Annotated in this window: 24 protein-coding genes and 1 pseudogene; 12 read left to right on the top strand and 13 right to left on the bottom strand. The window is 71.7% G+C overall.

Annotated features, from left to right (window positions below):
• Positions 1-20 precede the first annotated feature (20 nt).
• Both ABZS51_RS00695 and ABZS51_RS00690 read left to right on the top strand, forming a co-directional pair.
• Positions 21-368 carry a type II toxin-antitoxin system RelE/ParE family toxin gene (locus ABZS51_RS00695; RefSeq protein ID WP_355434861.1) on the top strand — a complete coding sequence of 116 codons (348 nt, stop codon included), beginning with the start codon at positions 21-23 and terminating at the stop codon, positions 366-368.
• A 5-nt stretch (positions 369-373) separates the two neighbouring features.
• Positions 374-673 carry a helix-turn-helix transcriptional regulator gene (locus tag ABZS51_RS00690; RefSeq protein WP_355434315.1) on the top strand — a complete coding sequence of 100 codons (300 nt, stop codon included), beginning with the start codon at positions 374-376 and terminating at the stop codon, positions 671-673.
• 153 nt (positions 674-826) lie between these two features.
• On the opposite strand, the gene ABZS51_RS00685 is transcribed toward ABZS51_RS00690, so the two are convergent.
• Positions 827-1768 carry a site-specific integrase gene (locus ABZS51_RS00685; RefSeq protein ID WP_355434312.1) on the bottom strand — a complete coding sequence of 314 codons (942 nt, stop codon included), beginning with the start codon at positions 1766-1768 and terminating at the stop codon, positions 827-829.
• Between the two features lie 392 nt (positions 1769-2160).
• Positions 2161-3339: an alpha/beta hydrolase gene (locus tag ABZS51_RS00680; RefSeq protein WP_355434308.1), complete on the bottom strand. Its 1179-nt coding sequence runs from the start codon at positions 3337-3339 to the stop codon at positions 2161-2163.
• Positions 3340-3430: 91 nt separating this feature from the next.
• On the opposite strand from ABZS51_RS00680, the pseudogene ABZS51_RS00675 reads away from it, so the two are divergent.
• Positions 3431-4079, top strand: a pseudogene (locus ABZS51_RS00675) (response regulator transcription factor).
• A gap of 301 nt (positions 4080-4380) precedes the next feature.
• On the top strand, positions 4381-5415 hold the full coding sequence (locus ABZS51_RS00670) for a DUF418 domain-containing protein (protein ID WP_355434305.1): 1035 nt from the start codon (positions 4381-4383) through the stop codon (positions 5413-5415).
• 116 nt (positions 5416-5531) lie between these two features.
• Here the strand turns inward: ABZS51_RS00670 and ABZS51_RS00665 are convergent, their stop codons facing one another.
• From ABZS51_RS00665 to ABZS51_RS00655, 3 genes are read right to left on the bottom strand one after another with little or no spacing between them, the layout of a single operon-like run.
• Positions 5532-5753: a Tn3 family transposase gene (locus tag ABZS51_RS00665; RefSeq protein ID WP_355434302.1), complete on the bottom strand. Its 222-nt coding sequence runs from the start codon at positions 5751-5753 to the stop codon at positions 5532-5534.
• 6 nt (positions 5754-5759) lie between these two features.
• A complete protein-coding gene (locus ABZS51_RS00660; RefSeq protein WP_355434299.1) occupies positions 5760-6878 on the bottom strand; it encodes an NAD(P)/FAD-dependent oxidoreductase in 1119 nt (372 codons plus the stop codon).
• On the bottom strand, positions 6875-7738 hold the full coding sequence (locus ABZS51_RS00655) for an NAD(P)H-binding protein (RefSeq protein ID WP_355434296.1): 864 nt from the start codon (positions 7736-7738) through the stop codon (positions 6875-6877). Before ABZS51_RS00655 ends, ABZS51_RS00660 begins: the two co-directional genes overlap by 4 nt.
• Before the next feature lie 238 nt (positions 7739-7976).
• Between ABZS51_RS00655 and ABZS51_RS00650 the strand changes: the two genes are divergently transcribed.
• The 3 genes from ABZS51_RS00650 to ABZS51_RS00640 are packed head-to-tail and all read left to right on the top strand — an operon-like array spanning position 7977 to position 10349.
• Positions 7977-8813 (top strand): alpha/beta hydrolase, encoded by an 837-nt coding sequence (locus ABZS51_RS00650; protein WP_355434293.1) that lies wholly within the window; start codon positions 7977-7979, stop codon positions 8811-8813.
• Positions 8806-9399, top strand: coding sequence for a TetR-like C-terminal domain-containing protein (locus ABZS51_RS00645; RefSeq protein WP_355434290.1), 594 nt, complete (start codon positions 8806-8808; stop codon positions 9397-9399). The genes ABZS51_RS00650 and ABZS51_RS00645 overlap by 8 nt, the downstream gene beginning before the upstream one ends.
• Complete coding sequence (locus ABZS51_RS00640; RefSeq protein ID WP_355434287.1) at positions 9396-10349, top strand: Lrp/AsnC family transcriptional regulator; 954 nt, start codon at positions 9396-9398, stop codon at positions 10347-10349. The genes ABZS51_RS00645 and ABZS51_RS00640 overlap by 4 nt, the downstream gene beginning before the upstream one ends.
• Before the next feature lie 22 nt (positions 10350-10371).
• On the opposite strand, the gene ABZS51_RS00635 is transcribed toward ABZS51_RS00640, so the two are convergent.
• Positions 10372-11277 carry a glycerophosphodiester phosphodiesterase family protein gene (locus ABZS51_RS00635; RefSeq protein ID WP_355434285.1) on the bottom strand — a complete coding sequence of 302 codons (906 nt, stop codon included), beginning with the start codon at positions 11275-11277 and terminating at the stop codon, positions 10372-10374.
• A 70-nt stretch (positions 11278-11347) separates the two neighbouring features.
• Positions 11348-11767, bottom strand: coding sequence for a GNAT family N-acetyltransferase (locus ABZS51_RS00630; RefSeq protein ID WP_355434282.1), 420 nt, complete (start codon positions 11765-11767; stop codon positions 11348-11350).
• Positions 11768-11853: 86 nt separating this feature from the next.
• On the opposite strand from ABZS51_RS00630, the gene ABZS51_RS00625 reads away from it, so the two are divergent.
• The gene (locus ABZS51_RS00625; protein WP_355434279.1) at positions 11854-12546 is read left to right on the top strand and encodes a GNAT family N-acetyltransferase; all 693 of its coding nucleotides are present in this window, start codon (positions 11854-11856) and stop codon (positions 12544-12546) included.
• A gap of 42 nt (positions 12547-12588) precedes the next feature.
• Here the strand turns inward: ABZS51_RS00625 and ABZS51_RS00620 are convergent, their stop codons facing one another.
• The 3 genes from ABZS51_RS00620 to fbaA all read right to left on the bottom strand — a co-directional run bounded on the left by ABZS51_RS00620 (position 12589) and on the right by fbaA (position 15436).
• The gene (locus tag ABZS51_RS00620; RefSeq protein WP_355434276.1) at positions 12589-13872 is read right to left on the bottom strand and encodes an adenylosuccinate synthase; all 1284 of its coding nucleotides are present in this window, start codon (positions 13870-13872) and stop codon (positions 12589-12591) included.
• Positions 13873-13971: 99 nt separating this feature from the next.
• The gene (locus ABZS51_RS00615) at positions 13972-14379 is read right to left on the bottom strand and encodes a DUF3151 domain-containing protein (RefSeq protein ID WP_310707379.1); all 408 of its coding nucleotides are present in this window, start codon (positions 14377-14379) and stop codon (positions 13972-13974) included.
• A gap of 34 nt (positions 14380-14413) precedes the next feature.
• A complete protein-coding gene (gene fbaA / locus ABZS51_RS00610) occupies positions 14414-15436 on the bottom strand; it encodes a class II fructose-bisphosphate aldolase (protein ID WP_310707378.1) in 1023 nt (340 codons plus the stop codon).
• Positions 15437-15558: 122 nt separating this feature from the next.
• Between fbaA and ABZS51_RS00605 the strand changes: the two genes are divergently transcribed.
• Complete coding sequence (locus ABZS51_RS00605) at positions 15559-16272, top strand: DedA family protein (RefSeq protein ID WP_355434273.1); 714 nt, start codon at positions 15559-15561, stop codon at positions 16270-16272.
• Positions 16273-16332: 60 nt separating this feature from the next.
• Positions 16333-16725, top strand: a complete 393-nt coding sequence (locus tag ABZS51_RS00600) for a hypothetical protein (RefSeq protein WP_355434270.1) — start codon at positions 16333-16335, stop codon at positions 16723-16725.
• Positions 16726-16746: 21 nt separating this feature from the next.
• On the opposite strand, the gene pyrE is transcribed toward ABZS51_RS00600, so the two are convergent.
• Positions 16747-17280: an orotate phosphoribosyltransferase gene (gene pyrE, locus ABZS51_RS00595; RefSeq protein ID WP_355434267.1), complete on the bottom strand. Its 534-nt coding sequence runs from the start codon at positions 17278-17280 to the stop codon at positions 16747-16749.
• A 133-nt stretch (positions 17281-17413) separates the two neighbouring features.
• Between pyrE and ABZS51_RS00590 the strand changes: the two genes are divergently transcribed.
• Positions 17414-20464, top strand: coding sequence for a sigma-70 family RNA polymerase sigma factor (locus ABZS51_RS00590; protein WP_355434264.1), 3051 nt, complete (start codon positions 17414-17416; stop codon positions 20462-20464).
• A 185-nt stretch (positions 20465-20649) separates the two neighbouring features.
• Complete coding sequence (locus ABZS51_RS00585; protein ID WP_355434858.1) at positions 20650-21927, top strand: NYN domain-containing protein; 1278 nt, start codon at positions 20650-20652, stop codon at positions 21925-21927.
• 11 nt (positions 21928-21938) lie between these two features.
• On the opposite strand, the gene ABZS51_RS00580 is transcribed toward ABZS51_RS00585, so the two are convergent.
• Positions 21939-23096 carry a VLRF1 family aeRF1-type release factor gene (locus ABZS51_RS00580; RefSeq protein ID WP_355434261.1) on the bottom strand — a complete coding sequence of 386 codons (1158 nt, stop codon included), beginning with the start codon at positions 23094-23096 and terminating at the stop codon, positions 21939-21941.
• Positions 23097-23193: 97 nt separating this feature from the next.
• Positions 23194-23823 carry a response regulator gene (locus ABZS51_RS00575; RefSeq protein WP_310707372.1) on the bottom strand — a complete coding sequence of 210 codons (630 nt, stop codon included), beginning with the start codon at positions 23821-23823 and terminating at the stop codon, positions 23194-23196.
• Between the last annotated feature and the right edge of the window lie 3 nt (positions 23824-23826).

Genomic DNA, 23826 nt, shown 5'->3' with positions numbered 1-23826 from the left:
CGGCCCCCACCCCCCCAGTCCTGAGCGGACTTTGGCGGCGTTGCACAGTCTGGACGCCACGACGACATGATGATTCGCTCAGTCCGGACGATCGTGGAACGGCTGTCTTCTATGTCGATCTACCGGGTGAGCGGGGAGTGCTTCTGGATGAGCCGTACACCAGGCAGTTGCGTGGAAAGCTTCGGGAGCTCCGTTTCCATCTAGATCGTGAGGCCGTACGGATCAGCTACTGGATCGCGCCAGGCAGACGCACCATCTTGCTGACGGTGTTGCGGAAGCAGCGGATGCGTGAGAAGGCTGAGGTGGAGGGTGCGATGAGGGCAATGTGGCGTTGCCTGGCCGAGGCCCACGCTGCGGACGAGGAGTGAGCGGTATGGCCGAACGGAAGGCGTGGTCCGACAAGCGCGCCGAGATCATGAACCACCCTGGAGCCCGAGAGGGTTACGAAGCCGCCAGGATTCGATTCGAGCTTGGGGAGGCGGTCCGGCGCCGCCGTGAAGAGCTCGACCTCACACAAGCCCAGCTCGCTGAGCGGGCAGGCCTTCTCCAGCCTGCGGTGGCGCGGTTCGAGGCGGGCGGCAGCATGCCTACCATCCCCCTCCTGGAGCGCCTGGCTGAGGCCTTGGAGCTGCGGCTGAGCGTCACGTTCGAGCCGCTGCGCGAAACCGGCTGACATTTCTCCGGCCGAACGCCTTCATGGGGGTCAGCCCACATAAGCCCAAAACCCACATTGGGATGATCTTGAGGCAAGCGATCCCCCCTTCGGGTGCCACATAGGCAGGACGGCCCGGAACTCCTATAGCTCCGGCCAGCCGCCACTCGTTGATCAGTGGGTACGGCGGCGGGGTGCCAGGACCTCGGTGACCTTGGCGATGGCTTCGGTGCCGGGTTTGACGTAGCGCAGGGCGGTGCGAGGGTTCTTGTGCCGGGTCTTGCCCATGATGAGCTGCAGCGGGATCTCGGCGTCCCCAAGGTGGGTGGCCGCGCTGTGGCGCAGCTGGTGCAGGTCGAGCCCAGCGTAGGTGTCCAGCAGGACGCGGGCGCGGTCGTAGCCGAGGCGCGCGCGGCCGGTGTGCGGGCAGATGTCGGCGGCCGCCGGGCGGCGGGCCGGCACGGGGCGGCGTTCGGACAGGAACAGCGGGCCCTGCGTGCGGGTGCTGCCGTCCGGGAGCCGGAGGAGCCGGGGCAGCAGGTGGGCGGTCCCGGATTCCCAGTACACCCACTCGAGCGCGCCGCCCTTGGACCGGACGGGTGCCCGCCGATGCTCCAGGTCCAAGTCCTCGACGTTGAGCGCCAGGATCTCCGCGGCCCGGGCGGCGGTTTCGTAGAGCATTCGCCACAGGGTCTTCTCCCGGAGCGGGATGTCGCGGCGTGACAGCAGCCGGTGGATGGTGGTCTTGGCGACGGCGCGGGTTTCGTCGGCGATCTCCTTGCGGCGTTCGGCCTCAGCCGGGACCGAGGGGGTGGCCCAGTGTTTCTTGGTCTGGCACCAGGTCAGCCAGGAGGTGACGGCGGCGCGGTTGCGGTTCCAGGTCGCCGGCGCGCAGCGGCCCCACAGCTCGGCGAGCGCCTGGCCGATCTCGGCGTCGGCGATCTCGGCGAGCGGCCGGTCGCGGCCAAGCCGCTCGATGGTGCGGTCGATCGCGGAGGCGTAGGCGCGGTGGGTGTTGGGGTTGGCGGTGCGCGGGGTGGCGAGGAAGGCGTCGGCGGCCGCGGCGAGTGTGACGTGCCCGCCGCGCAGGGCGGTGATCTTTGGCGCGGCGCTCATGCCGACCGCTCGGCGGAGCCTGCTGCGGCCCGGATGATGTACCGGATAACGTGCCGAAGTCGCGCACCGTCCCTGCGAAGTGTTGTCCTGGTCGCCGCGCCGCCATGATCGCTCATGTACGTGATAATAGACAATTATCCCGTACATGAGCTGCTGGAGAACAGAGCGCCCTTCTCGCCACCGGGGCACCGCAGTCGCCGGGTTAACGATCTTGCGGTCGGGGCGTGTGGGCGTTCCCACGCCCACACACTTGCCGAGGAATCCCGCCAGGTGTTCGGGGCTCAGGCTGACCCCGGCAGCGCAGCCCGGTGCGGTTGGCTCCGCCGATGCTGGGGTCAGCGCTGCCCTCGACTGTGATGGATGATCATCGGCCTGGAGCGCAAGCGTTCACATCAGCAGTTCTTGGCCGACGGTGCGCAGAATTGGACCTCGGGGTAGCGCGGGGAGGGCTTGTTCAGCAGGGGCTGCGGCTTGCCGCGCAGGTGCAGGTCGAAGAAGGCGGCGACGTACGTGCGGGTGATGTCCATCGAGCGGGTTTCCTTCAGGCCGCCGCCGAGGTCCGCGCCGAGCTGCTGGAGCAGCATGTCGTAGTCGGTGAAGGACGGGTGCAGCGCTCCCTTCACCACCAGCCAGCGTTTCCACCCGGTCAGGTGCTCCCAGTCACGCTTCCAGGTGCTGTCGCCCGAGGGGGCGCCCATCAACATGAACGGTCGCGCCAGCCCGCTCTCGGGGATCGGGAGGAACATGCTGCCGTCCAGGTTGACCCCGGCGCGAACCCGGACATCCTTCAACATGGTCTCCGGGGCGGCGGCCCCTCCGATGGACTGGCCCGCCATCGCGATCCGGGCCGGATTGATCAGGGCGCTGCCCTTCCACTTGGGCCGCGGACCGGTCAACTGGTCGAGCACGAAGGGGATGTCGACCGCCCGGCTCCGGATCACCCTCTGGCCGAAGTCGCCGTCGTTGACATGCGCGCAGGCGGCGCAGGTGGCGACCCGCCCGTCAGGAAAGGTGGTGGCGAAGTTCTCGTAGGTGTGGTCGATGCCGGCCACCACATACCCTCTGCTCGCCAGGTCCTCGGCCAGACCCGTGAGAGAGCTGCGAGGCCAGGTGAAACCGGGCGACAGCACTACGAGCGGCAGGCTTCGCCGGCGTCCCGACGGCTCGGCGTCAGTGAGGGCGTTCGTCCGCGTCCGGCTGAGCGCCTTAGGCGGTATGTTCTCCAGTTCCTTGATTCCCGAGCCCTTCAAGAGCAGTTCGGATTCCTTGGGGGTGACGTACGGCGCGCGCCGCCCGGCACGCGCCGCGGTCGGGTACCACAGGGAGACCATGAGCTCCCTGGTCTTGGCCGCGGGGACCCACGGGTCGGGGCGGGAGGTATCGGTCAGGTGCAGGGATGTGGTGCCGACGCGGTGAGGGCCGGTCGGCTTCGGGAGGTACGGCGTGCCGGGTGCCGCGGCGGCTGCGGGGGCCGGCGCCGCGACGAGAGAGGCCGTGAGGGCGAGCAGTCCCGCGACGGCGGCCAGAAGTATCGGCCTTCTCCGCGCCGGGAAGGGGTTGTCGTGTGCCATGAAGCTGATCTTGCGGTTCCGGATCGGCGCCGGCATCGGCCGCGAGTCCATGACCTCATCGGCCGAACGGTTGATCTCTAGAGCTGCTGTCGTGACTATTCGGGTTCTTATCGCCGACGACCAGCAAATGGTACGCACCGGCTTCCAGATGATTGTGGACGCTCAATCGGACATGGAGGTGGTGGCCGCAGTCTCGGACGGCGCCGAGGCCGTCTCGGAGGCCAGACGCCTGCGACCTGACGTGTGCTTGCTTGACATCCGGATGCCCAAGCTGGACGGGATCGAGGTGACCCGTATCCCTGGCCGGGCCTGGGGCGGACAACCCGATGCGGGTGGTCATCGTCACCACCTTCGACCTGGACGAGTACGTCTACGGCGCCCTGCGCTCCGGCGCCACCGGGTTCCTGCTCAAGGACAGCGGGCCCACGCTGCTCATCGAGGCCGTCAGGGCGGCCGCGGCGGGCGACGCGCTGGTGTCGCCGTCGGTGACCGTACGACTGCTGCAGCACCTGACCCAGCCCCGGCAGGCAGCGCAACCGGCGAACGCCCCGCTGACCGATCGCGAGCTGGACGTCGTTCGGCTGGTGGCCAGGGGGCGCTCCAACCAAGAGGTGGCTGCGGAGCTGTTCGTGTCGCTGTCGACGGTCAAGACGCACCTAGGCAGCATCTTCGCCAAGCTCGGTGTCAGGAATCGGGTGGGGATCGCAGCTTGGGCGTGGGAATCCGGCGTGGTGAGCTGAGCAACGGAGGGGTTGTCGGGAACAACTGAATCAGGACCTCACCGATGCCCCGTTGAGGGGCATCGTGCGCGAAAAGCACGCCGACATCTCAGCGGACAACATCTGCGCTGAATCGGCCGAAAGTACGGTCGCAGACCGTGAGACCAGACTTGTGGTCGATGTCCGCGCTAGGCCCGCATCCGCATGATGAGGCCCCATGCCCTATGAAGATCACGCTCCGGGAATGAATGCCGGAGATCTGACCCGCGCTCCCGGCGTCCCCTCCACCCACGCCGGGGCAATGGCAGGGGAGACCCCGCCCATGACTTTCCCCGGCCGACCGCGTATCGCCGCGCTCGACGTTCTGCGCGGGTTCACACTCTGTGAGATCCTGCTGGCCAACATCCAGCTGATAGCCGACGGCGGTACCGCCGTCGCGGTGCAGCCCATGGGGGACTGGGACCCTTGGCTCGGGCTCCCGATCTTCTCCCTGCTGTTCGGCATCGGGTTCTCCCTGCTGCACGACTCCGCCGCGCACCGTGTCCCCCGCCCCTGGCTGGCCCTGCTGCGCCGGCTCCTGATGCTGCTCGCGATCGGGCTGGTGCACATGCTGCTGTGGCCGGGCGAAGTCCTGACCAAGTACGCCATCGCCGGCTTGCTGGTCCTGCTGCCCTCGACCTGGCTGCCGCGGTGGGCCGTGGTCGGTCTCGCCGCCACGCTCATGACGGGGGCGGTGATCAGCGGGGGCGGGCCCCTGCTCATCGCAGGGCTGTTCCTGCTGGGCTCGGCACTGGTCCGATACGGGGTGATCGAGAAGATCGAGCGGTCCACCCGAGGGCCGGTCCTGCTGGGCCTGGCCTTCGCGGCGGGACTGGCCGCCGTCCTATGGGTACAGGCCAGCATGCGGGCCGTGGGGGCCACGACGTACCTGCCCGCCACGACCACCCTGGCCGATCTGCTGCTCGCCGGTATATACGTGTGCGTCCTGCTCATCCTGCTCAGAACGCCGCTAAGACCGGTGCTGCAGTTCGTCTTCGCGCCGCTGGGCCGGATGGCACTGACCAATTACGTGACCGCCACACTCCTCGTTCTGACGGTCAGTCACATTTTCGGCCTGCCGATCGGCCAATCGTCGTCGACGGCGTTCCAGGCCGCAGGAGTCATCCTGGCGGCCCAGTGGCTGCTCTCCACCCTCTGGCTGCGCCGCCATCGCCAGGGCCCCATGGAGTGGCTGTGGCGCTGGGCCACCTGGGCCCGCCGCCCCACCCTGCGCATCCCACGAGCTGAGCCCATCCCGTGGCAATCGGACGATGACCAGGAGCCGTCTGAATCGAGAGATCTACGTACGGACCTGTAAGAGCCGCCGGGAAGACGCGATTCTTCCCGGTTAACCACCGCGGCCGTCAGGGGTGCGACTTATCCGGCGACCCAACGAGCCCTTTCAGCCCGTCACCGCGTGAGCAAGGTGGAGCGCTACGCCGCCTTGGCCAGAGTGGCGAAGTCGATCTCGGGCAGGTCGGGGTCGAAGTCATCAGGCCGCAGCCGCAGCACGTCGGTGGCACACAGGCCGAACCGGCTGATGTGCGCCGTCAGGTAGGGCGACAGTTGTGCGACGTCCTCGGCGCTGATCTCCCAGCCCTCGGCCAGGAGCTGGCGCATCACCTCCATCATGTCCAGCGCCGTATGGAAGATCACGAGCCTCTACCGGGCCGGCATCCCCCGCCTGCCGCCCGGCGAATGAGCCGGCCCGAGGAGGCCCGGAAGGGGGTCCTGGCCGAGGAAGCGGGCTCCGTTGGCGGCCGAGTCGCGGACGGCCGCGAAGCCGTACTCGACCATCTCGCCCTCGTACGCCCGCAGCGCGTCCAGAGGATCGCCGCCGCGGGCGAGGGCCGCGGCGAGGGCGGTCGCGTCGCGCAGGGCGATGCCGGCTCCCGCCCCCGCCGCCGGGCTCATGGCGTGGACGGCGTCACCCAGCAGCGTGACCCGGGTGGTCGGCCACGCCGGGACCGGCACGCTGGTGCGCAGCTCCAGCGGGAAGACCTCCGTCCAGCGGGCGATCATCTCGTGGACGCGGGGGTGCCAGCCGGGCGTCATGTCCAGGACCATGACGCGAAGCCGTTCCTGGCTCAGCTCGGCCAGGCCGGCGGGGAGGTCCTCGGCGCGGGCGCTGAACGAGAAGGTCGTGTAGTCCCGGGTGGGCGCGACGCCCACCACCCGGTGGCCGGACCCGGAGATCGCGGTGAACACGTTGCCCATGTCGTCCGCCAGGCCGTGCGGGATCTTGCCGTAGAGCTGGACCAGGCCCGTGGCGACGACCCGGGCATGCGGCAGGTACTGCCGGCGCACCGCGGAGTTGACGCCGTCGGCGCCGACGAGCACGTCGCCCGTGGCGGTGGACCCGTCGGCGAACAGCGCCGTCACCCCGTCCGGCCGCGCGTCGAAGGCCGTCAGGCGCCGGCCGAACGTGACCGCGTCCTCCACCTCGGCCAGCAGCGCCCGGCGCAGGGTCTCCCGGTCGACGGCCAGGTGCCGGCCGTGGTGCCCCATCTCCACGACGTCGAGGACCTTCAGCGCCGGGTCGAGCCGGACGAAGCGCGGCCGCGGCACGTGGGCGGTGGCCAGGAACTCCTCCCACCGGTCGGGCGGCAGCACGGCGGTGAGGGCCTGGATGGCCGTCTCGCCCAGGTGCAGGCGGTAGCCCTGCCGGCGGGTGTTCAGAGCGGGGTCGCGCTCGTGGACGGCCACCTCGATCCCGGCCCTGCGCAGCGCGCCGGCCAGGCACAGCCCGCCCAGCCCAGCCCCGGCGACGATCACTTTCACGCGGGGAACCTCTCGAACGCGCCGGCGTGCTCGGCGGCCCAGGCGGCCAGCGTCGCCGGGGGCGTCCCGGTGACGTCCTCGACCGTGGTGGTGGGGGCCGGGGGCGGGGCAGAGGTCATCTTCGCGTACCCGGCGAGCAGCTCGTCCACGAAGGAGTCCGGGAAGGACGGGTCGGCGAGCAGCCGCTCCCGCTCCTCCGCCAAGGAGAGCTCCACCCAGCGCAGGGGGCGGCCGATCGCCTCGCCGATCACCCGTACCTGCTCGGCCTGCGTCAGCGCCTCGGGGCCCGTCAGGTTGTAGCGGCGTCCCCCGTGCCCGGACCCGGTCAGCGCCGCGACCGCGACCGCGGCGATGTCGTCCTCGTGGATCGGCGTCATGGTCACCGAGCCGTACGCTCCCCGGACCGTGTCGCCGGCCCTGATCTGGTCGCTCCACCACAGGGTGTTGGTCATGAACGTGCTCGGGCTCAGCACCGTCCACTCCACGCCCGACTGCTCGATCAGGTGCTCCACGGTGGCGTGCCAGCGGGCGACCGGGTTCGGCTGCTCCTCCGGCGGCAGCCCGGGACGCACGCCGCCGCCGGTCATGAAGACCACGCGGCGGACGTTCCGCTTGATCGCCTCGACGAACGGGCCCGCCTGCTCGGCGGAGTGGAACGGCCACATCAGGAACATCGCCTCGACGTCCTCCAGGACGCCGTGCGCGGTCAGGTCGGGGGCGACCACCTCGACTCCCTCGGGCAGCCGCGCCGACTCGGGGCGGCGGCTGGTGGCGCGCACGGCGGCCCCTGACCAGGAGAGTCGCTCAGTCACTCGCCTGCCGACGTTACCGGTGGCGCCGAAAACCAGATATGTGCTCATGGCTCAACCATCGTCCCGGCAGCCCGGGTGGCGCAGCTCGGAGCCGGTCGGATGATGATTTCCGGCACAAGATCGAGAAATTTGGCGAAAAGCGGCTCAGACGCGGCGATCGGCCCAGCTCTCGTGCATGTCCGGCGACTCGATGGGCGCGACGTTCTCCCGGCTGATCGGCTGTTGACAGGCATTGGCTAATGACAGTAGCTTTAAAGCAACAGAGATTAGCCAACAGGAGGACGGCATGACCCAGTACCTGGAGATCGAGGGCGGTCGGCTGGCTTACGACGTGGCCGGTGAGGGGCCGCTCGTCGTGCTGGCGCACGGGATCGGGAACGGCCGGGAGGCGTACCGCTTCCTGGCGCCCCGCCTGGTGGCCGTCGGCTACCGGGTCGCCACGGTCGACATGCGCGGTCACGGCGAGTCCAGCCTCGACTGGCCGTCCTACACCCGCACGGACGTCGCGGGTGACCTGCTGGCTCTCATACGCCATCTGGGGGGCCCGGCCGTCATCGCCGGCCACTCCTTCGCCGGCGGCGCGGCCACCATCGCGGCGGCGCTCGCGCCCGACCTGGTCAGCGCCGTCGTCGAGATCGCCCCGTTCACGCGGGAGCAGAAGCCCGACCTCGGGGGCCTGCTGCGCAACGGCCGGCACCGCAAGGGGATCAGACTGCTGATGAGCGCCGGGATGCTGCGCAGCTTGAAGCTGTGGCGCAGCTACCTCGACCACGCGTACCCGGGCGCCAGACCCGCGGACCACGAGGCGTACATGTCCGCGCTCGCCGCCGCGCTCAGCCGTCCCGGCCGGATGGGCGTGGTCGCCAAGATGGGCATGTCCGCCCCGACCGACGCCGGCGCTCAGCTCGCGAACCTCCGCGTCCCCGCTCTGGTCCTCATGGGTACGCTCGACCCCGACTGGGCCGACCCCGAGGCCGAGGCGGAGGGCATCGTCGCCGGCATGCCGGCCGGGCTGGGTACGGTGGTGATGGTCGAGGGCGCGGGCCACTACGCCCACGCCCAGTTCCCCGAGGAGGTCGCCGAGGTCGTGCTGCCCTTCCTCAAGGAGCACGCCCGTGGCTAGGGCCGGCCTGTCCCGGGACGCCGTGGTCGATCTCGCCCTGCGGATCATCGACGAGGAAGGCGCGGCCGCGGTCACGCTGGCGGCGGTGGCCGGCCGCGCGGGCGTCGCCACGCCGTCCCTCTACAAGCACGTGCGCAACCTCGCCGAGCTCAACACCCTCGTGTCCGTACGCGTGATGGACGAGCTGGCGGACCGCCTGCGCGAAGCCGTCCTGGGCCGCTCGGGGGACGAGGCGCTGCGCGCCTGCATGGCCGCCTACCGCGACTACGTCACCGGCAACCCCGGCAGGTACGCCGCCGTCATCCAGGCCGCCCGCCCCGAGCAGGACGACATGGCCAACGAGCAGGACGACATGGCCAAGGCGGGCCAGCGGGTGATCGACATCATGCTCGCCACGTTCCGGGGGTACGGGCTGGAGGGCGCGGACGCCGTCCACGCGGCGCGGTGCCTGCGCTCGGCCGTCCACGGCTTCGCCGTCCTGGAGAGCGGGGGCGCGTTCGGGCTCCCGCTTGACCTGGACGCCAGCTACGCCCTGCTCGCCGATATGATCATCTCAGGCCTCCCCTCCCCGGCTCCGCGACCATGAGCGGTGGCTCGATGGACGCGCTCGACCTCGCTCTCGTGCATGCCCTCCAGGTCGACGGGCGGGCCCCGTTCAACGGGATCGGCGAGGTCCTGGGCGTCTCCGAGCACACGATCGCCAGGCGCTACCGGAGGCTTCGCGCGCAGGGGCTGCTGCGCATCGTCGGCACGCTCGACGGCACCCTGCTCGGGCACACCTCGTGGGCCGTCCGGCTGGTCTGCACGCCCGACGCCGCCGGGCCCGTGGCCGAGGCGCTGGCCCGGCGTGACGACACGGTGTGGGTGCGCCTGCTGTCCGGCGGCACCGAGATCGTCTGCGGCGTCCACGCCGGCGGCGAGGAGGACGGCGACGCGCTGCTGCTGAAGAAGCTGCCGCGCACGCCGCGCGTCGTGTCCATGACCGCGCACGCGACCCTGCACATGTACGCGGGATGGCGCTCGCGGATCGCCGTCCTCTCCGAGGAACAGGTCACACGGCTCAGCCCCGCCCCGCCGTCCACGACGGTGGTCTCCTTCAGCGAGCAGGACCTCGCGATGCTGCGGGTGCTCGCCCAGGACGGACGCGCCGGGTACGGCGACCTGGCGGCGGCGGGACGCTGCTCGCAGTCGACGGTACGGCGGCGCGTCGAGCAGCTTCGCGGCGCCGGCGCGCTCAGGTTCGACGTCGAGATCCCGCCGCGGGCCCTCGGCTACCGGGCCGAGGCGTGGCTGTGGATGAAGGTGCGGCCCGCGCGGCTGGCGGAGGTGGGGGCGGCGCTGGCGGAGCATCCGGAGGTGGACGTGGCCGCGGCCATCACCGGCCCGAGCAACCTCATGGCCGGCGTGACGTGCCGCGACACCCAGGACCTGTACCGGTACCTGACCGAGCGGGTCGCGCCCCTGGACGGCGTGCGCGAGGTGGAGACGTCGCCGGTCATCCGCACCGTCAAGCGGGTGGGCGCCGTCCTCCCCTGAGCCGTCATCCCCTGAAGGGGTTTCAGGCGGGGACGGGCCTCAGGGGCTCGACCGGGGCGGGCAGCGGCAGCCCGCGCTCGCGCCACAGCTCCCGCATCCGGTCCGGGTAGTCGGTCACGATGCCGGAGACGCCCAGATCCAGCATGCGCGTCGCGAGCGCGGCGTCGTTGACCGTCCACACCGCCACGTCGAGCCCGGCGGCGGTGGCCTGGGACATCAGGCGCTCGTCCACCATCACGTGCTCGGGCGACAGCGTGGTGGCGCCGGCGTCGCGGGCGGCGGCCGGGACGTCGTCGCCCAGGTCGTCGTGCCAGTGCAGCGTGTCGGGCTCGATCAGCGCGAACCGCCGCGTCCCGGGCGCCATCGCCGCCGCGTGCGTGATGATCCGCCAGTCGAAGCTGAGGACGGCGACGTTGTCCAGCCTGCCGTGCCGGTCGAGCTCCTCGATCACGAGCCCGGTGAACAGCTCCGGGTCGGGGGTCAGCTCGGGCCGGGTCGGGTCGGACTTGAGCTCCACGTGCAGGCGCACGGCGTCCGCCTCGTAGGCGTTCACCAGCCCGAGCACCGCGCCCAGCGTGGGCATGCGGGTCTCGGGGACGGCCACCTGCGTGATGGCGAACGGGTCGTCGGGGTGTCGCGGCAGCCGCACGCCCACGTCGAGCGTGCGCAGCTGGGCGAGCGTGAGGGAGTTGACGGGCTTGCCGACGTACGGGTACGCCGGGTCGCCCGCCCGGACCGGCCGCGTGTCGGCACTGGTCACGGCCGAGACCGTGAGGTCGTGCGTGAGCACGAGCCGCTGGTCCGCGGTGAGGGCGACGTCCAGCTCCAGAGCGTGGACCCCGAGCTCCAGCGTGCGGCTCAGGCCAGGCAGCGTGTTCTCGGGCCAGAGGCCCCTAGCCCCCCGGTGGCCATGTATCTCGACGCGCACACCCGGACCCTACCGGGCGCCCGCCGCCTTCCCGCGCCGCCACGCCGCATCCCTTTTGCCCGCAAAATCCCTACATCGGGCCGTCCAAGGCCCAGGTGTAGATCACCTGCTCCCACTCCGGGTCGCCGCCCGTGCCCGAGTACGTCGCCTGGGCCGCCGCGTTGTCCTTGCCCGTCGCCGTCCACAGCCCGTACAGGCCGCGCTCCCGGGCCAGCCGGGCCAGCGCCAGCACCAGTGCCCGCCCGATCCCCTGGCCGCGGAAGCGCCCGTCCACGCCCAGCTCGTACAGGAACATCTCCGTGCCCTTGTCCGGGTGCGTCATCTCCACCCCGGTGACCATCCCGGCGGGAGTGCCGTCCACGTACGCGATGAGCAGATGGTGCCCCTCGTCCGCCAGGAACCTGCCGGTCGCCTCTCGGCGCGGCGGCGTGTCGAACAGGTGGCCGGCGGCCTCGACGGCCTCGAACGCGGTGACCCGGCGGATGTCCATGGGGTCGAGGTTAGGTGTCCGGTGTGAGCCGTCGCATGCCTTTTTTGCCTGGATAGCTGCAATCTTCCTGCAATAAGCTGACCGCCATGACACGGGCTCTCAAAACGGTCCGGCCCGCGACCGTACGGGCTTGGGTGGACGGCTGGGTCGTCTCCCGCAACGCCCCCACCCCCGTGCGCGAGCCCTGGGGCCTGAGAGTCGACGTCGGCCTGCCCGGCCACGTGGTCCGCCACGTCGTGCCGGCTCCCACCCCGGCCACCCTGCGCCACCTGACGGCCCTGCCCAGCGCCCCCGGCACCTGGCTGAAGCTCTGCGCGCCGTACGAGGAGGTCGCGCCCTGGCTGCCGCGGCCGTGGGACGTACAGGAGCAGGAGTTCATGATGACCGCCTCGCTCGACCCCGCGCCGCGCACCAGGGGTCTGACCGGCGCGACGGCGGCCGCGCGGGCCGGCGTGGTCGCGCCGGACGGCTACACGCTGGCCGTCACCACGCGGGCCGGCGTCACCGTCGCGCGCCTGCTCACCGCCGCCGGCGAGATGGCCGCGCGGGGGCAGATGGCCATCGCGGGCACCACGGCGGTCGTCGACCAGGTCGAGACCGCGCCGCACCACCGGCGGCGCGGTCTCGGAACCATCGTCATGGGCGCCCTCACCGCGACCGCCGCGGCCGGCGGAGCCACCGACGGAGTGCTGGTCGCCACCCCCGCCGGCCGCTCCCTCTACGAGACCCTCGGCTGGGCCGTCCACACCCCCATGACGGCCGCGGTCCTCACCAGCTGACCGGGGGGCGCTCAGGTGAGCGGGCGCGCCCCCCACGGCCGCTCAGGTCAGCGGGCGCAGCACCAGGGTCGCGTCACGCGCCGGGCCCACGCCCACCGCGCTGATCGGGGCCCCGCTCATCTTCTCCAGCGCCCGGACGTAGTCCTGCGCGTTGCGCGGCAGGTCCTCGAACGTCTTGGCGCCCGAGATGTCCTCCTGCCAGCCCGGAAGCTCCTCGTAGATCGGCTTGGCGTGGTGGAAGTCGGTCTGCGTCATCGGGATCTCCTCGTGCCGCACCCCGTCCACCTCGTACGCCACGCAGACCGGGATCCGCTCCAGCCCGGACAGGACGTCCAGCTTGGTGAGGAAGAAGTCGGTCACCCCGTTGATGCGGGTCGCGTACCGGGCGATGACCGCGTCGAACCAGCCGCAGCGGCGGTTGCGACCGGTGGTGACGCCGTACTCGCCGCCGGTCGTGCGCAGCCAGTCGCCCATCTCGTCCTCGAGCTCGGTCGGGAACGGGCCCGACCCCACCCGCGTCGTGTACGCCTTGAGAATGCCGATGACCTTCGTCAGCCGGGTCGGCGGGATGCCGGAGCCGGCGCAGGCGCCGCCCGAGGTCGGCGAGGAGGAGGTGACGAACGGGTACGTGCCGTGGTCGAGGTCCAGCAGCGTGCCCTGGCCGCCCTCCAGCAGCACGAACTTGCCCTCGTCCAGCGCCTTCGACAGCACCAGCGAGGTGTCGGAGATGTGCGGCTTGAGCCGCTCGGCGTAGCCGAGGTACTCCTCCAGGACCCGCTCCGGCTCGATGCCGCGGCGGTTGTAGACCTTGGTGAGCACCTGGTTCTTCTCGGTCAGCGCGGCCTCGATCTTCTTGGCCAGGATGCCCGGGTCGAGCAGGTCCTGGACCCGCACACCCATGCGGTAGACCTTGTCGCCGTACGCGGGCCCGATGCCGCGCCCGGTCGTGCCGATCTTTGCCTTGCCCAGGTAGCGCTCGGTGACCTTGTCGAGCGCACGGTGGTGGGGCATGATCAGGTGCGCGTTGGCCGAGATCAACAGCCGCTCGGCGGAGATGCCCCGCGCGGCGAGCCCGTCGATCTCGTCCAGCAGCACGCGCGGGTCGATGACCACGCCGTTGCCGATCACCGGCACCACGTCGGGCGACAGGATCCCCGTGGGCAGCAGGTGCAGAGCGTACTTCTGGTCGCCGATGACCACGGTGTGGCCCGCGTTGTTGCCACCCTGGTAGCGGACGACGTAGTCGACATCGCCACCGAGCAGGTCGGTGGCCTTGCCCTTGCCCTCATCGCCCCACTGGGCGCCCACGAGAACGACAGCCGGCATGGTTCTAGTCTCCCGAGCACAAAACGAAACCCCTGGCGCAAGCGCGACAGGGGCTCTTGCGTAGAGAGACTACCCGAGTATGCCTATTCGTCCCAAGGGCTACCCGGCCAACGCGTCATAGGCGGCCTCGTCGCTGTCCTTGAGGAACTGGACGCACCGCTCGGCCTCGTCCTTCTCGCCGATCGCCTGCGCGGCCCTCGCCAGGGCGTACAGGCAGCGCAGGAAGCCGCGGTTCGGCTCGTGCTCCCACGGGATCGGCCCGTGCCCCTTCCAGCCGCTGCGGCGCAACTGGTCGAGCCCGCGATGGTAGCCGGTACGGGCGAAGGCGTAGGAGGTGACGGCGTGCCCCTGCGCGAAGTACTCCTCCGCGAGCGCGGCCCAGGCCGTCGGGTAGGCCGGGAACCGCGCGGCCACGTCGGAGGGCTTGGCCCCGGCTTCCAGCGCCTCCCTGGCCTCGGGCAGGTCCGGAAGGTACGTCGGGGGCGGCCCGGCGAGAAGGTTGTCCATAGGACAAGTCATACCCGCCGGGCCCCTGACGTGGCTAGGAGATCTTCGTCCCAGCGCTTCCGAGGTGTTCGCACGCCTCACGCACGCGGGTGGCCATCCCGACCTCCGCGGCCTTGCCGTACGAGCGCGGGTCGTAGCTCTTCTTGTTGCCGACGTCGCCGTCGACCTTCAGCACGCCGTCGTAGTTGCGGAACATGTGGTCCGCGATCGGCCGCGTGAAGGCGTACTGCGTGTCGGTGTCGATGTTCATCTTGACCACGCCGTACGAGATGGCCTCCCGGATCTCCTCCAGCGACGAGCCCGAGCCGCCGTGGAAGACCAGGTCGAACGGCTTCTCCTTGCCGTACTTGGCGGCGACCGCGTCCTGGAGCTCCTTCAGCACGCCCGGCCGCAGCTTGACGTGGCCGGGCTTGTAGACGCCGTGCACGTTGCCGAACGTGGCCGCCAGCAGGTAGCGGCCCCTGTCGCCGATGCCGACCGCCTCCGCCGTGGCGAGCGCGTCGCCGGGCGTGGTGTACAGCTTCTCGTTGATCTCGCCGACGACGCCGTCCTCCTCGCCGCCGACGACGCCGATCTCCATCTCCATGACGACCCGCGCCCGCGCGCACTTCTCCAGGAGCTCCTGCGCGATCTCAAGGTTCTCCTCCAGCGGCACGGCCGAGCCGTCCCACATGTGCGACTGGAAGAGCGGGTCGAGGCCGCGTGAGACGCGTTCGAGGGAGATGTCGAGGAGCGGCCGCACGAAGCCGTCCAGCTTGTCCTTCGGGCAGTGGTCGGTGTGCAGGGCCACGGTCACCGGGTACTTGGCGGCCACCACCCGGGCGTACTCGGCCAGCGCCGTCGCGCCCGTCACCATGTCCTTCACCGACGCGCCCGACAGGAACTCGGCGCCGCCCGTGGAGATTTGAACGATGCCGTCGCTCCCGGCCTCGGCGAAACCGCGCAACGCGGCGTTGAGCGTCTGGGAGGAGGTCACGTTGATGGCCGGGTAGGCGAATCCGCCAGCCTTGGCCCGGTCGAGCATCTCGGCGTAGATCTCTGGAGTGGCTATCGGCATGATCGTCTCCCTGAGAAGTAAGGCTGCGCGCTGCCCAGTATTACCGTCAGCTACCCCATGTGGTAGTGACAACGCGCCTCGGACCACCCGTCGAGCCCCCGCTCTCCAGGTAGGCTCAGCCTGTGGACTCGCTCTTGAACCTTCTCGATCCGACGTGGTGGCTCACCCTTTTCGGCGCCTTCGCGACGATCGGCGTGCTCGTCATCATCTTCGCCGAGACGGGTCTGCTGCTCGGCTTCTTCCTGCCGGGCGACTCTCTGCTGGTCGCGGCCGGTATCTTCAGCTCCGCGTCGGTGGCCGCCGGCATGGGGATCGAGCCGCTGTCGTTCCCGATGCTGCTGATCGGCGCCCCGCTGTGCGCGATCGCGGGCGCGCAGCTCGGTCACTTCCTCGGGGCGAGGTTCGGGCGGAGGCTGTTCGACAAGCCCGACTCACGGCTGTTCAAGCGCGAGCACGTCCTGCGCGCCGAGGAGTTCTTCGACAAGTTCGGCCCGGCCAAGGCCGTGGTGCTGGCCCGGTTCGTGCCGATCATCCGCACGTTCATGAACCCGGTCGCCGGCGTGCTGGAGATGCCCGCGAGGCGCTTCCTCGTCTGGAACGTCATCGGCGGCGTGGTCTGGGTCGAGGGCATGCTGCTGCTCGGCCACTACCTCGGCGACAAGGTCGATCCCAAGGCCATCGACAAGTACATCCTGCCGGGCGTCTTCCTCATCGTGCTGATCTCGCTGATCCCCATCATCTTCGAGGTGGTCAAGCGCCGCAGGTCGCCCAAGCCCGCCGGGCCGGCGCCCACGGGCAAGCACCACCGCATCCCCACGGGCACTGACGGCCCGTAATCGGAACCGGCCCGTTCCGGGAGTACTCTCCGGAGTGTGGGACGCCACAGGTCAGATCCGATGGGCCTCGCCCGCCTCGCGGTCGCCGTTCTGGCGGTCGCCGGGATCGCGACGCTTCTCGTCATCGGCGGGCGCGCGTTGTTCCTGACGCTCGACACCCCTGAGCGGGCCGAGCCGCACCGTGCCACCACCGAGCCGTCGGCCGGCGCCCAGGTGCCGACCGTGCGCATCGAGTGCGTGGCCGACACCTGCCCCCTCGTCACGGTCCGGGTGCCGGGCGGAGACGTCCTGCAGTACCGCGACATGAGCAGGGGCGAGGAGGTCAGCTACTTCCAGCCCGAGCTCGACGTGGTCCTCAGCGACGCGGCCACGGTCCGGGTCACGGAGAACGGCAGGCCGCGCGCCCAGGGCAAGGCCGGCGAGCGGGAGGCATTCACGGTCAAGGCGCCGTAGCGCGCCGTCCGTCCGGGCGGCTCAGAGCCCCAGGTCCGTGAGCGTGTACGCGGTGCGGTACTCCAGGCCCTCCTCGGCCATGCGCGCGGCCGCGCCACGGTCGACGATCGTGGCCACCGCCACCACCTCGGCGCCCGCCTCGCGCAGGGCCTCCACGGCCGTCATCGACGACCCACCGGTCGTCGAGGTGTCCTCGACCACGAGCACCCGCCGGCCCTTCACGTCGGGACCCTCGACGCGGCGCTGCAGGCCGTGCACCTTCTGCGCCTTGCGCACCACGAACGCGTCCAGCTCCCGCCCCCGGGCCGCCGCCGCGTGCAGCATCGCACCGGCCACCGGGTCCGCGCCCAGCGTGAGCCCGCCCACGGCGTCGTAGCCGAGATCCTCGGTGAGGTCCAGCATCACCCTGCCGACCAGCGGCGCCGCCACGGCGTCGAGCGTGATGCGGCGCAGGTCCAGGTAGAAGTCCGCCTCCCGCCCGGAGGAGAGCACCACCTTGCCGTGGACCACGGCCTTCTTCTTGATCTCAGCCAGCAGGTCGTCGCGATCCGTCATGCGCCCAAGCTTAGGGGCCGGCCTTCCGCGCCGGACGACGGCCCGTCCGAGGTAAAGGCTCGCGAGGGGTTTGGCCATGCCCATGGCTGCGGAATGACTCGGCGAGGCAACGAATCGTAATCGCGAGGTGACCATGTGTATCGAATCACCACAGAGCGATGCCGAGCTCCTCGAAGCCGTCAGAGAGGGCGACGCCGCCGCCTACGGGCGGCTCCACGAGCGGCACGCCACCGCCGCCCGCGCGCTGGCCCGCCAGCTCGTACGGGGTGAGGAGGAGATCGAGGACGTGGTGGCCGAGGCGTTCACCAAGATCCTCGACCTAGTGGGGCGGGGCGGCGGGCCCGGGGACGCCTTCCGCACGTACCTGCTGACGGTGGTGCGGCGCACGGTCTACGACCGGGCGCGGATCGAGAGCCGGCAGGTGTCGGCGGACGACACGGAGCGGTTCGACCCGGGTGTGCCCTTCGTCGACCCGGCGCTCGTCGGGCTGGAGAAGTCGATGATCGCCCAGGCGTTCCTGTCGCTGCCGGAGCGGTGGCGGGCGGTGCTCTGGCACACGGAGGTGGAAGGCGCCAAGCCCGCCGAGGTGGCGCCGCTGCTGGGACTCTCGCCGAACGGGGTGCCGGCGCTGTCCTACCGGGCCCGCGAAGGGTTGAGACAGGCGTACGTCCATATGCACCTGTCCGCCTCCTCGGGCTCGGCGTGCGAGCCGGTGCTCTTCAGGCTCGGCGCGCATGTCCGGGGCGCGCTGTCGCGCCGCGACTCCAGGACGGTGCGGCGGCACGTGAACGGGTGCCCGCGCTGCCACGCGGTCATGACGGAGCTCGCGGACATCAACGGGGGGCTGCGGGTCGTCATCGGGCCCCTGCTGCTCGGCCCGGTCTTCCCGGGCTACGCCTCGGCCCTGTCCCGGCCTTCACCGGCGCCTCCGTCGTCGGCGCTCGTCCGCGTCACTCCGGCTCCCCGCCGCTCCGCAGCACCCGTCGGGCCGGACACGGCGGCGGTCGAGGCGCCGTTCGGCACGCCGGTGGCCGCCGGGCGCGCGGAGGAGGAGACCGCGTTCTGGGAGGAGGACGGCGGTCTGGCGGACGCGGACGAGGACCTCGAGCTCGGGGAGGACCACGACGATCGGACGCGCCGGGACCGGGACGGCGAGGACCGGGCGGCCCTGGATCGGGACGGCGAGGACCGGGCGGGCTGGGATCGGGACGGCGAGGACCGGGCGGGCTGGGATCGGGACGGCGAGGACCGGGCGGGCTGGGATCGGGACGGCGAGGACCCGGTCCAGGAGCGGCCGGGGGATCGGGCGGGCGAGGGGTCGGCAGAGGAGGGACGGCCGGGTGGGGAGCGGGAGGCCGGCGCCTGTGGGGCGCGCCGGACCCCGTACCTGCTCGCCTGGCTCCAGCGCGTGGCCGCGAGCCGGCGGGTGGCCGTGGCGGGCGGTGCGGCGGTGGCCGTCGCCGCCGCCACCACCTTCGCCGTCGCGTCCGGCCGCCACGCGGCCGACCGGCTCGCCACCTTCCCCATGGCCCACCCGCTCACTCCGGGGCGTTCACCGCTGACCGTGACGGAGCCGAACCCGGTGTCGCCGCCCGGCCCGGAGCCCGGGTGGACGGCCGGCGGCGGCGCCCGGCTGCACGCCACGATCGACCCGCTCGGTGCCCTGGTCCGCGCCCGGCCGGGGATCGTCGCGATACGGGTCCGCAACTCCGGAGGGGGGCCGAGCGCGGGCGTGAAGGCACTGGTTGACCTGCCTCCCGGCGTCACGATGATGCCGCCGGGCAGCCGCGGCCACGGCGCCGTGCTCGGCCCCGCCACGGGCCGCGGCCTGCTGCCTGGTCGCGGCGCGCTGCCGGGCCGGGACGCGACCTCGGACCGCGATGCGACCTCGGACCGCGACGCGACCTCGGACCGCGACGCGACCTCGGACCGCGATGCGACCTCGGGCCGCGACGCGAGCTCGGGCCGCGATGCGACCTCGGGCCGCGACGCGACGGCGGGCCGGGACACGACGCCGGACGGCGCGGCCAAGCGCCACGGGCGTCACGCAGCCGTCCCTCCGGGCTCGCGGGAGGCCGTAGGGGCGACGGGCGCGGGCAGTGCGGTCGGCGGGTGGGTGTGCCGGGCCGTCCCGGAGGGGGCGCGGTGCGCCCGGGGAGCGCTGCGCGCCGGTGAGAGCACCGTGCTGTTCCTCCGGGTCCAGGTGGCCCCCGACGCCCGGGAGGGCGCCGCTCCGGCCGTACGGGTGCGGGCCGGTCGGCAGAGGACGGCGGCGCGGGCCGCGGCGGGCGTGCGGCTGTCCGGGGCGCCCGCGAGGTTCGCCACGGAGGGCAAGGTGTCGGTCATGGCGGTCGGCAACTCCCTGCTCACCTGCCCCGACGGCCGGAGCGGCTGCCCCGAGGCGAGGCGGCGCGAAGGCACCAGACGTGACAACGACCTGTGGTCGATGGTCCCGCTCGACGCCGACCGAACCGCCTCCACCGCCGCGTCCAGCGCCGCGCGCCTGCGCATGCCGGGGCGCGGCAGGGTCGTGTGGGCGGGGCTGTACTGGTCGGCGGGCGGCGGCGTCCCGGGGCCGATCAGGCTGAGGCCGCCCGGTCACAGGAGGTACGAGCCGGTGCGGCCGGACCAGGTGGTGGCCGGCAGGCTGCCGTCGGGGACGGCGTACCAGGCGTTCGCCGACGTCACCGGCCTGGTGGCCAACTCCAGGAAGGACGGCGACTGGTGGGCGGCCGACGCGCCCATGGAGCGCGGCGTGTCCCGGCACGCGGGGTGGAGCCTCGTGGTCATCTCGACCGACCCCGCCAAGCCGTACACCAGGACCGTCGTCCTGGACGGGGCGGCCGTGACAGGCGACGGCAAGGGGCCGCTGCGGTTGCCGCTGGACGGCCTGACGCCGGACCGTGCGTCGGCGCGGGTCCGGCTGGTGACGTGGGAGGGGGACGCGGAGCTCGGCGGCGACACGGTGTCCGCCGGCGGTGGCCCGCTGGTGCCGGAGGGCGGCGACCGCGACGCCGCGAACCCGTTCGACGGCTCGTCCGGCGGGGCCACGGGGACAACGTTCGGGGTGGACGTCGACACGTTCGAGGCGGAGCTGGGCGACGATCCCGCCCTCACCATTGCCAGCGAGAAAGATGCGATTCTGTTTGGAATTGCCGCAGTCAGCATCCGTACGCGTCAGTAACCAGAAACCGGGACAAACTGGTACGGTCTCCCTGAATCGTCTGGCCTATGCCCGGGGCGGTGGCGAATCGTCGGGATTAACCTCGGACGATCACCTGCTTTCACTACCCTGAGAAAGGGCCGCCGAGTCCGGCTCTGACGGTGCAGAGCCTTTGAGGGCGGACCATCAGGAAAGGGGCGGTGTCAGTGGATCGCTGCGCGCTGTTCGTGGACGCCGGCTATCTGCTGGCTGACGGCGCGATGGCCGTGCATGGGACCCGTCATCGCGAGGCCGTCGCGTGGGACTACCCGGGTCTGCTCCAGCTCATGAGCAACCTCGCGCGCGAGCGCACCGGGCTGCCGCTGCTGCGCTGCTACTGGTACGAGGCGACGGTCGAGGGCCGCCGCACCCCCGAGCACGACGTCCTCGCCGACATCCCCGGCCTGAAGCTGCGCCTGTCCCGCATCCGGCCCGGCCGGCGCGAGGGCGTGGACGCCCAGGTCCACCGCGACCTCATGACGCTGGCCCGCAACAACGCGATCTGCGACGCCGTGGTCGTCAGCGGCGACGAGGACCTCGCCCAGGTCGTCTGCGACGCGCAGGACCTCGGCATCCGGGTGACCGTGGTGCCCATCGCCACCGAGGACGGCTGGGCCGTCTCGCGCGCCCTGCGCCAGGAGGGCGACGACCTCATCGAGCTGGGCAACACCCACCTGCGGCCCTACGTCAACCTGGTGAGCGGCGTCAGCGAGACCGGCAACGGCCATCATTCGTTGTCCAACGGCCGCTCCGCCGCCCACGCCGCGACCCACTCGCTGCCGCCCGCTCCGCCGCCGTCCTCGTCCCTGCCGACGCCGCTGCCGGCTCCGAAGCCGAGCGGCAGCCACGCCGCCCCGCCGACGACCCCGTCCCCCTCGCTCCCGGCGGGCGACGGCCAGCCGCCCTCCGGACGGGGCCAGGCCGCGCCGCCGCCCTCGATGCCCACCTACTACCACCAGGAGCCGCAGGCGCCGGCGACCGGACCCATCCCGCAGCAGCCGTCGCAGTCCCCGTCCACCGGGCAGTTCGCCGCGCAGCCGTCCAACGGCGCCTACCAGCAGCCGCCACAGCCGTCACAGCCTCCGCAGCCCGCGCAGCCTTCGCAGCCGGCCAACGGCAGCTACCAACCGGCGCAGTTCGGCGCCTTCACCGGGCCGCAGTCCGGGGTGACGCCGACGCCGCCGTCCAGCTCGCAGGCCACCACGCTGGCCGACGCCGTGAAGGCCGCGCACCGCGAGGGACACGACTTCGGCGAGTCGGTCGCCCGTGACGCGCCCGCGCTCTGGCTGGAGGCCGTGCTGGCGCGCAAGCCACGCATGCCCTCCGACCTGGAGGCCAGGCTGCTGCAGGGCTCCTCCCTGCCGATCGACTTCCTGCTGCACGACGAGGTCCGCCACGCCCTGCGCCGCGGTTTCTGGGACGCCCTGGAGCGCGCCCGCCACTGACCCGGCCTTTTTCACCAGCGCAGCAGCGCGCCCACCCCGTCGTACGCCGCCAGGGCGCCTGCCGCGCCGGCGTGGACGACCGTCACCTCGGCCCCGCTCTCCAACGCCCGCTCGATCATCCGCTCCCCGAGGTCGGGCTCGTCCGTGGTGACCGTGCCGTGCGGCACCTGCTCCGCCGGGTAGAGGAAGCCGTCGGGCCCCCGCCCGCCGCGCCACCGCCCGTTCTCGTCGATCAGCAGGCAGTCCACCCGCCCCTCGTTCAGCAGCGCGAGCGTCTGCCCCAGACCGAGCACGGCGCGCCCGCCGGACCGCGCCGTGTCCACGACCCGCCGGACCAGCGCGGTGTCCCTGCGGACGCGCACCGCGACCAGCTCCGCCGAGACGCGGCTCACCACGTCCCCGGCCGGGCCGTCGGAGATCACCCTGTCCACCTGGACGAGGTCGAGCGGGCGCAGCGCCTCCGCCAGCGTCGAGGTCAGCCGCGGATCGCCGACCAGCAGCACGTCGGCCCAGCGCAGGGCGCCCATCCGGTTGCTGATCTCGGGCGCGATCCCCTGCAGGTAGCGGGCCAGGCTCTCCTCGGCGCGCCGCCGGAAGCGCTCGTGGTGCGCCGACGAGCGCTGCTCGGTGCCGGCCCGCCCGGGGCCGCGCATCTCCCGCCAGTCGTCGCTGTCCAGCTCGTACGAGGACCGGTACACGTCCTCCGCCATGCCGTACCGGTAGTCGATGAGCCGGACGCCGTCCCGGCTCACCACGGCCACGCCGGCGGGCGCGCTGGTCGCCATCGCGGCGATCATCGCCCGGACGTACGCCGTGGACTCCAGCACCGCGCACGTGCCCACGGGCACCTGAAGCGACGTCCGGTGGATCTCTCCGGTGCAGACCGGGGCGAACAGCGCCCGCCCGAGGCCGGGCGAGGCCGGATCGACCAGCCGGGCGATCTCGGGTTCGAGGGCTTCCAGGTGCTCCAGGACGGTGGCGCGCCGGACCCGCTCCGGCCAGGCCGACACCCTGGCGCGTATCGCGGCGAGGTCGTCACGCAGCCGGATCTCCCACGCGGGCCTGATCCCCGGGTCCACCCGCGGCCCCGCGTCCACGTAGAGCGAGACGACGCCCATCTCGTCCTTCATCGCGACGAGCTCACGGAGGAAGCCATGATCGTGCAGCACGTCGGTTCTCCTCTGCGTCGGCCTCATTCCGACTGTAGAGAACCCGAAAAGGCACAAATCCCCACGTTAATGGATATTGTCCTCGGTTTTACGCACGTCAGGACAGCGCGTCGAACCCGGCCCGCAGGTTGGTCACCCGCTCGGCCAGATCGCCCAGCGGGATCGTCAGCGCCGGGTCCTGCGACTTGCGCGCCAGCTCCCGTACCCTGGCCAGCTCCTCCTCCACGGCGGTCAGCCGGCGCGACAGCTCCGGCAGCACCGCCGCGGGGTCGCCCGCGCCCGGCGCCAGCTCGCCCGCCATCCGCTCGCGCAGCATCGACGACTGCTCGGCCAGCCGCTTGTTCATGTTGTACAGCTCGATGAACACCGCCACCTTCGCCCGCAGCACCCACGGGTCGAACGGCTTGGTCAGGTAGTCCACGGCGCCCGCCGCGTAGCCCCGGAAGGCGTAGTCGGGGGCGCTGTCGACCACCGTGAGGAAGATGATCGGGATGTTGCGCGTCCGCTCGCGCCGCTTGATGTGCGCGGCCGTCTCGAAGCCGTCCATGCCCGGCATCCGCACGTCCAGCAGGATGAGCGCGAACTCGGTGTTGAGCAGGGCCTTGAGCGCCTCCTCGCCCGACCGGGCGCGCACCGGCACGAGGTCGAGCGAGCTGAGGATGGCCTCAAGGGCGATCAGGTTCTCCTCGCGGTCGTCGACAAGGAGGATGTTGGCTCGATCCGTCATGGA

This window comes from Nonomuraea sp. NPDC005501 (assembly GCF_040605905.1).
GTDB lineage: Bacteria > Actinomycetota > Actinomycetes > Streptosporangiales > Streptosporangiaceae > Nonomuraea.
This window is presented reverse-complemented; position numbering and strand designations above follow the sequence as displayed.